Genomic DNA, 14,515 nt, shown 5'->3' with positions numbered 1-14,515 from the left:
CATGCCGGAACTGCCGGAAGTCGAGTCCGTCCGCCGGGGGCTTGAGCCCCACGTGGTGGGGCGGACTTTTGAGTCTGTACGAGTGCTGCACCCGCGCGCCAACCGTGGCCAAGATGAGCCACTCTCCGGTCTTCTTGTCAGTAAGGAGATCGCCGCTGTGGCTCGGCGGGGAAAGTTCATGTGGCTGGAATTTGTGGGCGAAGATTTAATGGATCCCCACCGCGACGTCCTCTTCATACACTTAGGCATGTCGGGTCAGGTTCGAATCGGCACGACCGATTCGCCGCATCTGCGCATTCGCGCCAAGCTAAGCGGTGGGGTAGAGCTTAGCTTTGTAGACCAGCGCACCTTTGGCTATTGGCTCTATGCACCGTGGGCGAAGATCTCCCACATTGGCATTGACCCGTTGGAACCAGACTTCGACATTGTGGCAACCGCCCGGCGCCTGCGGGCAAAGAAGACTGCAGTAAAGACCGCACTGTTGGATCAAACCTTGGCGTCTGGAATCGGCAATATCTATGCCGATGAATCCCTGTGGGCGGCACAGATTCCGCCCCGCAAAAGGACATCGACGTTGCGGCAAAAGGATGCCGTAGCCCTGCTCGAATCGGCCCAGGAGGTCATGGCCGCCGCCCTAAAAGTGGGTGGCACAAGCTTCGACTCCTTGTACGTCAACGTGAATGGTGAATCGGGGTACTTCTCGCGGTCCTTGGCCGCGTATGGGCGGGCTGGCCAGCCCTGTCAGCGCTGCGGAACGCCCTTAGAACGCTGCGTCATTTCAGGGCGGTCCACCCATTTCTGCCCCCATTGCCAATAAGTTATGGCGCATGGGGTTCACGTTGTGAACCTCAAGGCAGTAAATTATTCTGCATGGATTTTCTTGAAAATGTCGTAACGACATTTAATGACGGCGTCTGGTCGTGGATTCTGCCCTGGCTGCTCATCGCGGCGGGCCTATTCTTCGGCATCCGTACCGCTTTGGTGCAGGTGCGCATGGTGCCGGATATGTTCCGCGCCGTCGTCGAGCGACCCAAGGGGGAGGGCCGCGATGAGGACGAGGACTATGGCGGCATCTCTGCTTTCAAGGCCTTTACCATCTCGGCCGCCTCCCGCGTTGGCACCGGCAATGTGGCCGGCGTGGCCGTGGCTATTTCCGTGGGCGGCCCAGGTGCTGTCTTTTGGATGTGGCTCATCGCCATCCTTGGTGGTGCAACTGCATTCATCGAGTCCACCCTGGCGCAGCTGTGGAAGGTGCGCGATGGTGATGGATACCGCGGCGGCCCAGCGTATTACATGAAGCGCGGCTTGGGCTGGGGCCCGCTTGGCGTTCTTTTCTCCATCGCTATCGCCTTTACCTTTGGTTTGGTCTACAACGCCTTCCAGACCAACGCCATTGCAGATGCGGTGTCCTTCTCCTTTGACCGCGATGACACTATGTTCCGCTCCATTATTGGTGTTGTTATCGCCGTGGTTGCGGGCCTCATCATCTTTGGCGGCGTGAACCGCATTGCCAATATCACTCAGATCATCGTGCCTTTTATGGCGGTGGCCTACCTGCTTGTCGGCGGCTTTGTGGTCATTACCAACTTTGACAAGGTGCCGGGAATGATTGGCGATATTGTCGGCCACGCTCTGGGTATTAAGGAAATTTCTGGCGCCGGTCTCGGCGCGGCCATGATGAAGGGCATTCAGCGCGGACTGTTCTCCAACGAAGCTGGTGAGGGCTCTGCTCCGAACGCAGCGGCTACCGCGGCAGTCTCCCACCCGGTCAAGCAGGGCCTGGTACAAACCCTTGGCGTGTACTTCGACACCTTGGTGGTGTGTACCATCACCGCCTTTATCATCTTGCTGGGGCCGGAGATTGCCTACGGCGCTGAAGCAGAAGGCGTCTCCTTGACCCAGGCGGCTTTGTCTTCTGAGGTGGGCGAGTGGGGAATCCACTTCGTCAGCTTCATCCTTTTCTTTTTGGCTTTCTCCTCCATCCTGGGCAATTATTACTTGGCGGAATCCAACCTGGAGTACCTCACCCAAAGCAAGCCTGCGCTGGTAATCTTCCGCCTCGTCGTGCTTTTCTTTGTCTGGTTCGGCGCAGTGGGTTCCCTGCCGCTGGTCTTTGCTTTGGCCGATACCGGTGCGGCAACCATGGTGATCCTCAATATCATCGCCATCGTGCCACTATCCGGTGTGGCGATTAAGTTGCTCAAGAATTACAACGAGCAGCGCAGCCACGGCATCGATCCGGTATTCCACCGCGACATGATGCCGGAGCTGAAGGGCGTAGAGTGCTGGGACGGATCGGATCCTGTCACTCGCCGCAGCGAAGAGGATCGCCGCGTGTTGCGCGATAAGGGACACCACGACCGCTATTAGAAATTAGGGAGGCAGCATGGCACTGGAAAGAATGACTGCTTTTGTCCATGGGCACGTCCAAGGCGTGGGCTTTCGCTGGTGGACGCGCTCCCGTGCCTTGGAACTCGGTTTGAGCGGGCATGCCACCAATCTGAGAGATGGCCGGGTGCAGGTGGTAGCAGAAGGTCCGCGGGAGAAATGCGAGGAATTGCTGGGACTCCTCAAAGAACAGCCGAGTACGACTCGGCGCCCGGGAACGGTGGATCTGGTTGTCGAACAATGGGCTGCCCCTAAGGGCGAATCTGGCTTCATTGAACGCTAACTCGCAGCACAAGCCCGCTGGAGCGAACCGCCAGGCTCGGCTGGGCAGCTGCGTTCAAGGCTTGCTAAACTTACCCAAATGCACCTGAAATCGCTGACGCTGAAAGGCTTCAAATCATTCGCGTCGGCGACGTCTCTGAAATTCGAGCCGGGAATTTGCGCCGTCGTCGGGCCAAATGGTTCCGGCAAGTCCAATGTGGTGGACGCCCTGGCCTGGGTTATGGGTGAGGGAAGCGCCAAGACGCTGCGCGGCGGAAAGATGCAGGACGTCATCTTTGCCGGTGCCGGCGACCGCAAGGCTTTGGGGCGCGCCGAGGTCACCCTCACCATCGATAATGCGGACGGTGCGTTGCCGATCGAATACTCGGAAGTGTCGGTCACCCGCCGCATGTTCCGCGATGGCGCCAGCGAATACGAAATCAATGGCTCCAAAGCGCGCCTGATGGATATTCAGGAGCTGCTATCTGATTCGGGCATTGGCCGCGAGATGCACATTATCGTCGGCCAGGGCAAGCTTTCTGAGATCCTGGAATCGCGGCCTGAGGATCGGCGCTCGTATATCGAAGAGGCCGCAGGTGTGCTTAAGCACCGCCGCCGCAAGGAAAAAGCGCAGCGCAAGCTCACCGGCATGCAGGCCAATTTGGATCGCCTGCAGGACCTTACTGATGAGTTGGGAAAGCAGCTCAAGCCTTTGGCCCGCCAAGCAGAAGCTGCGCAGCGCGCCGCCACTGTGCAGGCAGATTTGCGCGACGCCCGCCTGCGGCTGGCAGGAGATAGGGTGGTGCGCCTGCGCAGCAAGTTTCAGGAGGCCGAGCGCGCGGCCGAGGTTTTGGCCGAGCAGGTAGAAGAAGTTACCGCGCAGCTGGAAGAAGCAACGGGTTCTCAGTTAGAAGTGGAAGCCCAGCTAGAGGAGGTAAACCCCAAGGCGGATGCTGCCCAAAAGCTGTGGTTCGACCTGTCCACGCTGTCCGAGCGCATTTCCGCGACCCAGCGCATTGCGGAGGAACGAGCAGCCAATGCCGGCGCACAGGTGGCCTATTCCGGCCAGGATCCGGATGACCTAGAGTCTCGTGCTGCCCGCGCGGACGAAGAACATGCAGAGCTTCTCGCCACAGCGGAGGAGGCTGCGGAACGTCTGGAGGCTATCCGCGAAGAGGTAGCAGAGCGCCGTGAGGCATTCGAGGCTGCTGAGCGCGAGCACATGGCGCAGCTGCGTGCCATTGCGGATAGGCGCGAGGGCGTCGTCCGCCTCATCGCCGCGGAAGAAAAGGCGGCAGGCCAGGTTACTTCGGCCGAAGAGGAGCTGGCGCGCCAAGAGGAGACCCTGACTTCTACCAAGCAACGCACCCAAGCTGCCCAGGCGGAAGCCGATGAGGTGGCGGATAAGCTGCAGTCTTTGGCCGGCGAGCGTGAGCCGCTCGAGGAAGCTCATGTGCGGGCGGCCAGTGAATCGGGTGCGGCCGATAAGCGTTTGGAGCAGCTTCGCGATGAGCAGCGCGAGCGTGAGCGCGCTGTCTACACGTTGCGCTCCCGCATCGATACCTTGGCCCAGACTGCGCCGGAAACGGTTGATGTAGGCGAGCAGTTCCAACCGTTGGCGGAGTTCATCACCACCAAGTACGAGACGGCGGTAGCTGCCGCGTTGGGTGCTTTTGCAGAGGCCCAGGCGGGCGAGATTTCTGCCCAGCTGATTGCGGACTTAGAAAAGGGCACGCGCTCCGCGCTTATCGACGTCTCCGTGGCCGCCCCCTCCTCTTCCTGGCGCGTGGATGCGACATTGCCCGCAGGCACCTCGTGGTTGCTCGACCACATTGCGGTGGTTCCAGAGGTATCCGCAGCGCTGCACCGCCTCCTTGCGGATGTCGTACTCGTCTCCGATGTCGCGGAGGCGAAAAAGCTGGTGGCAGAGGATCCCCGCCTGCGTGCCGTCACCGAATCCGGCGTGGTGCTGGGTGAAGGTTGGGTAGAAGTAGGCACCGGTGCCTCATCCACCGTCGAGGTTTCCGCTCGCATCGCGGAGGCAGAGGAGCAGTTGGAATCTGCCACGCAGGAGCTGGAAGAACTCTCCGGCACGCTCGAGGGCGCGAAGATCGCGGCGGAGGATGCCCGGGTGACTGCAGCCTCGGCGAAGGCAGCCTTGCGCGAGCACGATACCGAAGTTGATGCGTGGAAGCGCGATCATCAACGCCTGCTCAAGCAGTACGAGGCTAATAAGAACGAGCACGAGAAGGCCGCGGCGCGGGCGACCGAGATTGAAGTCAAGCTTACCGAGGCGCGCACGCAGCTTGCCGACGCCCGCGATAGGCTCGCCCGCGTCGATGCGGACGAGCAGCCCGACGAGCCCTCTTCGGTAAAGCGCGACGAGGCCTCCGCAGCATTAGAGCAGGTCAAGTCCATGGAAATGGAGGCGCAGGTGGCGGCCCGTTCGGCCCAAGACCACGTGGGGCAGGTAGCGGGGAAGGGTGAGGCGTTGCGTCGCCAAGCGCAGCATGAACGCCAAGCCAAAGCCCGCCATGAGCAAGCCATGGCGCGCCGCAAGGCCCAGGGAGAGTTGGCCGGTGCGGTAGCCAAGCATTCACGCGATCTGGCCGCGCGCGCCACGCAGCTGCTTGAGCGCGCTACCTCTGAGCGCGATGACTACTTTGCGCAGCGCACCTCCTTAAACTCGCAGCTGCAGCAGGTCAAGCAACATGTCTCGGCCGCGCGGCAGCAGCTGGACCGGCTGACCAATCGCGCCCATGACTCGGAAATTGCTCGCTCCCAGGCGCAGGTGCGTGTGGACGAAGCAGAAGCCAAGATTGTGGAACAGCTGGGCATTGCGATTTCGGATCTCTTGCAGGACTACACTCCAGGCGAAGATTTCGACCGCCGGGCGGAAAACGCGCGCTTGAAGCAAGCAGAAAAGGACCTCAATTCACTAGGCAAGGTCAATCCGCTCGCGCTGGAAGAATACAAGGCTTTGGAGGAGCGCTATTCCTTCCTGTCCACTCAGTTAGAGGATGTCATCCAAGCCCGCAAGGATCTTGCGGGCGTTATCGAAGACGTAGACGCGCAGATTTTGCAACTGTTTACAGATGCATGGCACGACGTCGAAGCAGAATTTCCAAAGGTTTTCCAGACCCTTTTCCCCGGTGGCGAGGGACGCCTTATCCTCACAGAGCCGGAGGACATGCTCACCACCGGCATCGAGGTGGAAGCACGCCCACCGGGCAAGAAGGTCAAGCGCCTGTCCTTGCTATCTGGTGGCGAGAAGTCGCTTACTGCGCTTGCGATGCTGGTAGCCATCTTCCGCGCCCGTCCCAGCCCGTTCTATGTCATGGACGAGGTTGAGGCAGCGCTTGATGACGTCAACCTGCGCCGCCTCATTGCCCTCTTTGAGGAGCTGCGAAAGGACTCGCAGCTCATCGTCATTACGCACCAAAAACCGACGATGGATGTTGCCAACGTCCTTTATGGCGTAACCATGCGCGGCGATGGTGTTACTCGCGTGATTTCGCAGCGCATGAATCCCGCAGGCAGCGCCCCTGGAACGGAGCAAGCCAGCGAGGATGCTACTCGCTTGGGTGTAGATGCTCCCCGCGGTGACGAGGCGGGGAAGTAGCCTGGGGTTCGTCCACTTCCCGCAGGCCCCCTTCCGCTATAGGAGGGGGTTTGACGTGCCGCGAGCTGAGAAGACTGGCACTATAGAGGCATGAATTCTTTATGGTTATGGATCGGCATTGCGATCGTCGTCATCGTGCTGATTATTCTTCTCGTGGTAATCGGCAAAAAGCGCGGCGACGCCAAGAAGGTGTCCTTTGATAAGCCTGCTGAGGAAGAACCGAAGCAGCTGACCCAGGAGCAAAAGTCCGGCAACTATCAAGCCAAGTCCGGCTTTAACTTCGCTCCTGCTGGCGGCGCTAAGGAAGCGCAGAAAGCCCCGGTTCAGGCGGACAAGCCGGCTCAAGCACAGCAGGCAGCTAAGGCAGAGCCGAACGCTGCAGAACCGAATGCTACTGACATCGCCAATGAGCAGCTCAGCGGCAAGACCTCGCAGCCGAAGGAAAAGCCGCAGGCACAGGCTAAGCCGCAGGCTGATAAGCCACAGTCTGCTCAGCCCACGGCCGATGCCGCGGCAAACAAGCCCGTGGCCGACAAGCCTGTGGCCGAAAAGCCCGTGGCAGAGGAACCAGAAACCAAACCGGCACAACAGCAGCGGAAGCCGGCGAAGACCGACAAGCCGGCAGAGCCTACTAAGCAGGCCCAGGCCCAAGCGCCAGCGGAGGAGAAGAAGCAAGCGGCAGAATCTTCCGCTGATAAGGCAGATAAACCACAGTCCAAGGGAACTGGCGCTGCGGCCGCGGCTGCTGCTGGCGCGGCAGGCGTAGCGGGTGCGGCAGCTGGGGCGTCGGAAAGCGAAGAATCGCACGCGGACCGTGCCCCGGAAGCGGCTGGGCAGCCAGAAGCTGCACCCAAGCCGGAAGAGCCGGCAGCTGCCGAAAAGGCGGAAACTCCAGAAGACGTTGTCTCCGTGGAAAATGCCGAGGTAGCAGAGGAGTCCCCAGTCTTCGACGAGGTTGTTGAAGACAATGATGCCGAAGACATCGAAGAGCGAGTGGACGACCGCGAGGAAGCCGAAGAAGCCGCAGCCGCAGCCGAGGCACAAACCGGTGCCGCCGAGGCGGCCAAGGAACAGACCGAGGTTCCAGAGGGAGAACCTGCTCCAGCGCCAGCTCCGCAGGATGATATCGCACCCGCTGGTGGACGTCTTGGCCGTTTGCGTGGACGCCTTTCGCGCTCGCAGAATGCCATCGGCCAGGGGCTCATGGGAATTTTGTCCGCAGGCGATCTGGATGAAGACGCCTGGGAGGAAGTCGAAGACACGCTCATCATGGCGGATTTGGGCACCAAGTCCACGATGAAGGTGACTGATTCCCTGCGCGAAAAGATTGCAGAGCGCGGCGTTTCCAGCGAGGATGAGGCACGTGCCATGCTGCGCGAATGCCTCATTGAGGCAGGTCACCCAGAGATGGATCGCTCCATTAAGGCCATGCCGAATGAGGGCAAGCCAGCAATCGTCATGGTCGTCGGTGTCAATGGCACCGGTAAAACCACAACCACCGGCAAGCTTGCTCGCGTGCTGGTAGCCATGGGCCACAAGGTCCTTTTGGGTGCTGCCGATACTTTCCGTGCTGCGGCTGCTGATCAGCTTGAGACGTGGGGTCGCCGCGTTGGCGCCGATACCGTGCGCGGCAAGGAAGGTGCCGACCCAGCATCTGTAGCCTTCGATGCGGTAGCAACCGGCGTGGAACAGCAAGTAGATGTGGTCTTGGTCGACACCGCAGGTCGCCTCCATACCTCCACGGACTTGATGGACCAGCTGGGCAAGGTCAAGCGCGTGGTAGAAAAGAAGACCGATGTGGACGAGGTCCTGCTGGTATTGGATGCCACGGTGGGGCAGAACGGCCTTACTCAGGCGCGTATTTTCCGCGAGGTAGTAGATATTACCGGTGTGGTTCTCACCAAGCTGGACGGCACTGCCAAGGGCGGAATCGTCTTCCAGGTACAAGAAGAATTGGGCGTACCAGTCAAGCTTGTGGGCTTGGGCGAAGGCGCCGATGATCTCGCGCCATTCGAGGTTGAAGGCTTCGTCGACGCCCTGTTGGGTGAGAAGTAGTGGCTAAGCTTGTAGCTCCCCCTGCATATCGGGTGCCACGTACGTGCGCCACGGTGTGCTGGGGGAGTCCTTCGTTTTCATGGGCGAGTTATAGCGTGCAGCAATCTTGCGAATTCTTTCGCTCTCATCTCGCTGTCGTTTCACAGACTATGCAAAGAGGCCTATGCAATTGGCGCGGGAATAAGTCCTGCTGAGCGCCTGTGAATTCTCTGCCTGCGAGCGTAATTGTGGCGGTTGTACTCGCCTTTTATGAAACGTAGAGGAATGCTGCAATGTGGTTTGACCTTGGCGGGAATGGTAGCCTGAAAGGGCTGTATTTAATGCGAAATCCGCATTAAACCTAGACCAAGGTTCGTGAGGCAAGTATTTCGTGACGCTACTTTATGCAGTCCTCCTCGCGGCGCTGGCAGTGATCTTGGCACCGGTAACCGTAAAGGTTATTGACCGAAAGGCAGGCTATCCACTAGCTGGCCTTTTTCTTATTGCAGCGGTCCTCATCGCCAAGGAATTTCCTGCCATTGCAGCCGGGGAGGAATTAAGTTTCCACGCCACTTGGGTGCGTGATTTCATCGCACCAGGCGTCGACGTAAGTTTTGCTCTCCGCGGGGACGCGTTGAGCATCTTCTTCGCTATGTTGGCACTGGTCATTGGCGCCGTCGTTTTCACTTATTCGGCGGCCTATCTGCCCAAGAATGAGGGCAACACCAGCTTTTATACCTTGATGACAGCGTTCACGCTGTCCATCTTGTTGCTGGTTCTGGCCAACGACGTGGTGGTTTTGTTCCTTGCCTGGGAGCTAGTCTCCTTGGCTTCGTTTATGTTGATCGCTCGCTCCGGTTCCGGCGGCGAGGCTGGTTCGCAGCGCACCTTAATCCTGACCTTTATTGGCGGATTGACCCTGCTGACTGGCTTGGGTATTGCCGCGACGGTGACCGGATCGACTACCGTATCTGCCATCTTGGCGTCCCCTGTATGGACGGAACGCCCAGGGGTAACGGCAGCCGTAGCCGTGTTGATTGCGGCGTCCGCCTTTACCAAGGCGGCGCAGTTCCCATTCCATTTCTGGTTGCCAGAGGCTATGGCCGCCGCCACGCCGGTATCGGCTTTCCTTCACGCGGCAGCGGTGGTCAAGGCCGGTGTGTACCTGCTTATTCGCTTTTCCACCATCTTCCACGATGTGGCGGTGTGGAATTGGTTGCTCATCGTCGTAGGCATGGGCACCGCGGTCATGTCCGCGGTATTTGCAGTGCAGAAGACGGATCTGAAAAAGCTTACGGCCTATTCCACCGTCTCCCATCTGGGCTGGATCGTTGCCACCATCGGTGTGGGCACCCCGTTCGCTATCGCCGCAGCGCTGGTCCACACTCTGGCGCACGCGCTGTTTAAGTCCTCGCTGTTTATGCTCATTGGCGTCATCGACCACGAGGCTGGGTCGCGCGATATTCGCCGCCTTGGACCGCTGTGGAATAAGATGCCGTGGACCTTCGGTTCCGTAGTAATCGGTGCAGCCTCGATGGCTGCGGTGCCACCGCTTTTGGGCTTTGTGTCCAAGGAAGGAATGCTTACCGCGTTTGAAGACGCCCCGATTGGCGGCGCGGGCCAGGTAATCCTTCTCATCGTTGCCGGTATCGGTGCTTTCTTTACCTTTACTTACTCCGCAAAGATTGTCTTCGGCGCCTTCTTTGACGGACCTCGCGACATGGGAGATGTCCATGAAGCACCAGTGTCGCTGTGGCTACCTGCAGCTTTGCCGGGCTTTATGTCTCTGCCGCTGGTATTTGTGCTCGGGCTCTTTGATGCCCCGATCGATGATGCAGTGGCTGCCGTGGGATTGGAGCATCATTCGCACCTTGCCCTCTGGCACGGGCTCAACGTTCCTTTCCTTATCTCGCTAGTGGTCCTCATCCTCGGTATTGCCGGTATCTTTGCCCGCAAGAAGATGTGGGCAAGCTTTGAAGCCCACGAGTTCATGCCGCGTAGCGGCAATGATTTGCTGTACTCCTTGATGAAGGGCTGCTCCCAGTTGGGGCGCGTCTTGGGCAAGATGTCCGACTCGCATAATCCATCCCGCCACATGCTGCCGATTGTCATTTTGATCATCGTGCTGGCTGCCACCACCCTCATCCGCGATGGCGTCGACGGGGTAGCACTGCAGCCACGGGTGGATGGTTTGGATAACCCATGGGACCTGCTGCCACTGGGCATCATCGCCCTAGCGATGTTTGGACTAGTGCGCACCCAGAACCGCTTGACGGGTGCCATCATGATTGGCATTGCCGGCTCGGGCGTGACCCTGCAGATGTTCCTGCTGGGCGCACCTGACGTGGCGCTGACCCAGTTTATGGTGGAGGCCCTGTCCGTCATCGTCATGATGATGGTGCTGCGCTACCTGCCAGAAACCTTCCATCCGGTGAAGAACAGATCCCGCAAGACCGGCTCCATCGTCATTGCGGTCTTGGCCGGTGTGGCTGCGTTCCTGGGCGTGTGGGGACTCATGGGCCGCCACGAGCGCTCCGATTTGGCCATGTGGTACCTGGACAATGCTCCGGATATCACCGGCGGCGACAATGTTGTCGCTACTATCATCGTGGAATTCCGTGCACTCGATACCTTGGGCGAGCTTTCCGTTCTGGGTATGGCTGCGGTGGTTATTGCAGCCATCACTACGACGTTGCCGCGATTCCCGTTCAAGTCGGGTACACGCCCAGCACCGTTTGGCCAGTCCCAGCTGAACTCCGTGCCATTGCGCAAGGGCGTGCACGTTGTCATCCCGCTGTTGGTCATGATGTCCGTCATCGTTTTCTTCCGCGGGCACAATGCCTCCGGTGGTGGCTTCCCCGCAGCGCTGATCATGGGCGCGGCAATCGGGCTTATCTATCTGTCCCGTGGCTCCGATGAGATTGTTTTCGGCCGCATGACTCCGATTCACCTGACCGGTATTGGCATCATAACCGCCTTGATCGCCGGCTTTGTGGGTTACTTGCACCACGGCTTTGGCAATGGTGGCTTCTTGGCTGCAATTCATGCCGAGGCCTTTGGCCAACACTGGACCACCTCGCTCATCTTCGACTTGGGCATCTACCTAGCAGTGCTGGGTATGTTGACCATGGCGATTAACGCATTGGGTGGCTACCTGCGCCCAGGCACGGAGCGTGACTTCTTGCCATGGGTTCATGATGATGATTCCGCGCTGCCGACGACTCCACGCATTTCGCTCGAGGATGTCGACGATCCGTACCCAGACCCGATCAACCCTTCGACCGATCCGTTGGCCTTGCTGACGCCTTCGGAAGCAAAGACGAAGAGGAAGAATAAGCGCTCCGTGGCTAACCGGGGAGGGGAGAAGTAATGATCCTTGCACTGACTATTGCTTTACTCATCGGCAGTGCTGTCTATCTCATCCAGCAGCGCGGCCTGGTACGCATCGTGTTGGGCATGATGGCCTTTGGCCACGGTGCCAACCTGATGCTGCTGGCTACGGGCGTGTATTCCTACCGCGGAGAGTCCTTCCCATCCCAGGTTCCGCACGATCAGATGGCCGACCCGCTGCCGCAGGCCTTTGTGCTGACCGCCGTCGTTATTTCCATGGCAACCTCGACCATCTTGTTGACGATGGCGGCCATGGGCAAGAACGACGACACCGACGTGGTGGAGCCGGTTGATGACAACACCATCGACCATGCCTTTTCGACCTTGGGTCGAGACGCCCAAAATCGCCAAATTTTGGAAGAGTCCACCAATCAGCTGGACCGAATCGGTCAGGTGGACCACAACACTCCCGTTGCAGAACGCGGGGCAACTCAACAGAAGGAGGATGACAAATAATGGCTGATTCTGTAGCTCAACTCCTTCCGCTATTTCCAGCGGTCCCGCTGATTGCAGCGGCCTTCGCGCTGCTAGCACCGTGGCGTGCGGTGCGCGATTCCATCATGCTTATCATCCCGGGCGTTGGAATTTTCGCCGGCTTGGGCCTGCTCATCTACACCATGAACAATGGGGTAGTAGCCCATACCGTTGGCCTCTACCAAGGCAATGTGGGTATCCCGTTTGCGGCCGATGCCTTCTCCGCGTTGATGATCATTACTACGATGATCGTCGCGTTTGGTGCCAACTGGTTTGCCATTGTGGGCGGAGAGACTAAGTCTCGCTACTATCCTTCGCTCACCCTGATCTTGATCACTGGTGTGTGCGGCGCATTGCTCACCGCCGACCTCTTTAACTTCTTCGTCTTTATTGAGGTCATGCTTTTGCCGTCCTATGGCCTTATCACCATGTCTGGTACGTGGTCGCGCTTGGCAGCCGGCCGTGCCTTCGTCTTGGTTAACCTTTTCGCCTCCACCTTGTTGGTTGTTGGCGTGGGTTATATGTATTCGGTTACCGGTGCGGTTAACCTGGGCGCGCTGAAGGGCGCAGCGGCAGGCAATGGGCCGGTGACCGTGGCAGCAGGCTTGATCCTCATTGCGATTACCGCCAAGGCCGGCGTTTTCCCCGTGCAGTCGTGGCTGCCACGCACCTACCCAGGGACCTCGGCCGCGGTGATGGGCCTGTTTTCCGGCCTGCACACCAAAGTGGCCGTCTACATGCTCTACCGCCTCTACGTGCAGCTATTCGATCTGGAACAGCGCTGGAATGTGATGATCATTGTCATCATGATTATTTCCATGATGATCGGTGCCTTCGGCGGCCTAGCGGAAAATTCCATTCGCCGCGTCCTCGGCTACCAGATGCTCAACGGCATGCCTTTCATTTTGGTCATGCTTGCGTTCACCTCTGATGACCCACGTCGTGCACTGGCAGCTGGCATCATGTACACGATTCACCACATGCTGACCGTTGGTTCGCTGATTTTGGCTTCTGGTGCCATTGAGGAAACCTACGGCACAGGCTTGCTCAGCAAGCTTTCCGGCCTTGCTCGCCGCGACCCCATCATCGCCTGGATCTTCGCTGCCGGTGCATTCTCCGTCGTGGGCTTCCCACCGTTCTCGGGAATGTGGGGCAAGCTGATGATTGTCTTCGAGATTGCCCGCGTGGGCGGTGCTTGGGCCTGGATTGCTATCGCGGCCATCATCATCGCTTCCTTCGCTGCCTTCTTGGCCATGCTGCGCGTGTGGCGCAAGGTCTTTTGGGGCAAGGGCCTGCCGGAGGACAAGGTCCCAGATGAATTGGTCATCCGCAAAAAGCTCATGGCCCCATCCGCGGCTCTCATCCTTGGTTCGCTGTGCATGTTCATCTTCTCCGGCATCGTCCTCGATGTCGTGGATTCTGCAGCGGAGCAGCTGCTGGATACTAACGCATATACTGAAACCGTCTTGGGAGATGAGCCGATTGCCGTTCCCAATATCGATGAAATCCAGGAGGGCCGTTAAATGAACGCAATTGTGTATGCATTGTGGCTCATCAAGGAGATTTTCGTCGCCGGCATTAGCTTGGCACTGGCGGCCTTCAAACCGGATAACGAATATAACCCGGTTATCATTCGTTACCCACTGCGCGTGACTAGCGCCTGGGAGATCTTCTGGTTTACGTCCTCCATTACCGCAACCCCGGGCACGCTCTCGCTCGGTTTGCGTGAACCGCCCCGCAAGGGTCTGCCCCGCATCGTGCTGGTACAGGCCGTCCAAGGATCCGACCCAGCGGGAATCGTCGCTGATCTTGCTGATATGGAACAGCGCCTCGCCCCGCGGGTTAAGGACATCGATTACGGCGTCCCGGGGCAAGGGGAGACTACAGAATTGGATGAGGCTTTCTACGAGTATCCGCTCGAGTCCGTCGGTCGTTATATGCGCTCGCCAGACTTGGCTCGGGCGGAGGACACTCCGCTTTCAGAAAGCGAAGCGGACGTCGAAAAGCCAAAGCGCCGCGCCCGCAACGTACAACGCAGAAAGGAGACCGAGCGATGATTGACTTTGCCACATTGTCCCCGTTCGGCTGGGTCGTATTTGTATGCGTATTCATCATGGGCATCGCCACGTGGTGCGGCGTGCTGCTGGCGCTTCGCACGCGCGATGAGCTCACCCGCGCCATTACCTCGGATATCGTTTTCTACGGCATGATCTGCATGTATTTAGCGTGGTCGATGACGAATAATGCCCCGATGGCGTATTACATTGCACTCCTCGGAGCCATTGCCGCCGGTGTGCTACCGACGCTATCGATGGCCCGCATTATTTCGAAGGGTAGGCGATAAAC

At 59.0% G+C, this 14,515-nt stretch carries 10 protein-coding genes; all 10 read left to right on the top strand.

The features are described 5' to 3' along the window. Position 1: 1 nt before the first annotated feature. The gene (mutM, locus tag MHY24_RS01665) at positions 2-817 is read left to right on the top strand and encodes a bifunctional DNA-formamidopyrimidine glycosylase/DNA-(apurinic or apyrimidinic site) lyase (RefSeq protein WP_239228124.1); all 816 of its coding nucleotides are present in this window, start codon (positions 2-4) and stop codon (positions 815-817) included. 53 nt (positions 818-870) lie between these two features. After that, entirely contained in the window at positions 871-2,370 is a 1,500-nt protein-coding gene (locus MHY24_RS01660; RefSeq protein WP_239228123.1) for a sodium:alanine symporter family protein, read from the top strand. 16 nt (positions 2,371-2,386) lie between these two features. After that, positions 2,387-2,671 (top strand): acylphosphatase, encoded by a 285-nt coding sequence (locus MHY24_RS01655; protein ID WP_239193139.1) that lies wholly within the window; start codon positions 2,387-2,389, stop codon positions 2,669-2,671. 78 nt (positions 2,672-2,749) lie between these two features. Next, positions 2,750-6,271, top strand: coding sequence for a chromosome segregation protein SMC (gene smc, locus MHY24_RS01650; RefSeq protein ID WP_239228122.1), 3,522 nt, complete (start codon positions 2,750-2,752; stop codon positions 6,269-6,271). Between the two features lie 90 nt (positions 6,272-6,361). Next, positions 6,362-8,326, top strand: coding sequence for a signal recognition particle-docking protein FtsY (gene ftsY / locus MHY24_RS01645; protein ID WP_239193137.1), 1,965 nt, complete (start codon positions 6,362-6,364; stop codon positions 8,324-8,326). Positions 8,327-8,696: 370 nt separating this feature from the next. Further along, positions 8,697-11,675: a DUF4040 family protein gene (locus MHY24_RS01640; RefSeq protein WP_239228121.1), complete on the top strand. Its 2,979-nt coding sequence runs from the start codon at positions 8,697-8,699 to the stop codon at positions 11,673-11,675. After that, the gene (locus MHY24_RS01635; protein ID WP_005325274.1) at positions 11,675-12,151 is read left to right on the top strand and encodes a sodium:proton antiporter; all 477 of its coding nucleotides are present in this window, start codon (positions 11,675-11,677) and stop codon (positions 12,149-12,151) included. Before MHY24_RS01640 ends, MHY24_RS01635 begins: the two co-directional genes overlap by 1 nt. Next, the gene (locus tag MHY24_RS01630; protein WP_239228120.1) at positions 12,151-13,692 is read left to right on the top strand and encodes a monovalent cation/H+ antiporter subunit D family protein; all 1,542 of its coding nucleotides are present in this window, start codon (positions 12,151-12,153) and stop codon (positions 13,690-13,692) included. The genes MHY24_RS01635 and MHY24_RS01630 overlap by 1 nt, the downstream gene beginning before the upstream one ends. Continuing rightward, the gene (locus MHY24_RS01625; protein WP_005325271.1) at positions 13,693-14,226 is read left to right on the top strand and encodes a monovalent cation/H+ antiporter subunit E; all 534 of its coding nucleotides are present in this window, start codon (positions 13,693-13,695) and stop codon (positions 14,224-14,226) included. Beyond that, positions 14,223-14,513, top strand: a complete 291-nt coding sequence (locus MHY24_RS01620) for a cation:proton antiporter (protein WP_005328765.1) — start codon at positions 14,223-14,225, stop codon at positions 14,511-14,513. The genes MHY24_RS01625 and MHY24_RS01620 overlap by 4 nt, the downstream gene beginning before the upstream one ends. Positions 14,514-14,515: the final 2 nt, after the last annotated feature.

The organism is Corynebacterium sp. ACRPQ (assembly GCF_022347225.1).
GTDB classification, from domain to species: Bacteria; Actinomycetota; Actinomycetes; order Mycobacteriales; family Mycobacteriaceae; genus Corynebacterium; species Corynebacterium tuberculostearicum_D.
This window is presented reverse-complemented; position numbering and strand designations above follow the sequence as displayed.

Excerpts from the sequence above, each read along its gene's own strand:
- mutM (WP_239228124.1), top strand. The coding sequence starts at position 2 with ATGCCGGAACTGCCGGAAGTCGAGTCCGTCCGCCGGGGGCTTGAGCCC.
- ftsY (WP_239193137.1), top strand. The coding sequence starts at position 6,362 with ATGAATTCTTTATGGTTATGGATCGGCATTGCGATCGTCGTCATCGTG.
- MHY24_RS01620 (WP_005328765.1), top strand. The coding sequence starts at position 14,223 with ATGATTGACTTTGCCACATTGTCCCCGTTCGGCTGGGTCGTATTTGTA.
- MHY24_RS01635 (WP_005325274.1), top strand. The coding sequence starts at position 11,675 with ATGATCCTTGCACTGACTATTGCTTTACTCATCGGCAGTGCTGTCTAT.
- MHY24_RS01655 (WP_239193139.1), top strand. The coding sequence starts at position 2,387 with ATGGCACTGGAAAGAATGACTGCTTTTGTCCATGGGCACGTCCAAGGC.
- MHY24_RS01625 (WP_005325271.1), top strand. The coding sequence starts at position 13,693 with ATGAACGCAATTGTGTATGCATTGTGGCTCATCAAGGAGATTTTCGTC.
- MHY24_RS01660 (WP_239228123.1), top strand. The coding sequence starts at position 871 with ATGGATTTTCTTGAAAATGTCGTAACGACATTTAATGACGGCGTCTGG.
- smc (WP_239228122.1), top strand. The coding sequence starts at position 2,750 with ATGCACCTGAAATCGCTGACGCTGAAAGGCTTCAAATCATTCGCGTCG.
- MHY24_RS01630 (WP_239228120.1), top strand. The coding sequence starts at position 12,151 with ATGGCTGATTCTGTAGCTCAACTCCTTCCGCTATTTCCAGCGGTCCCG.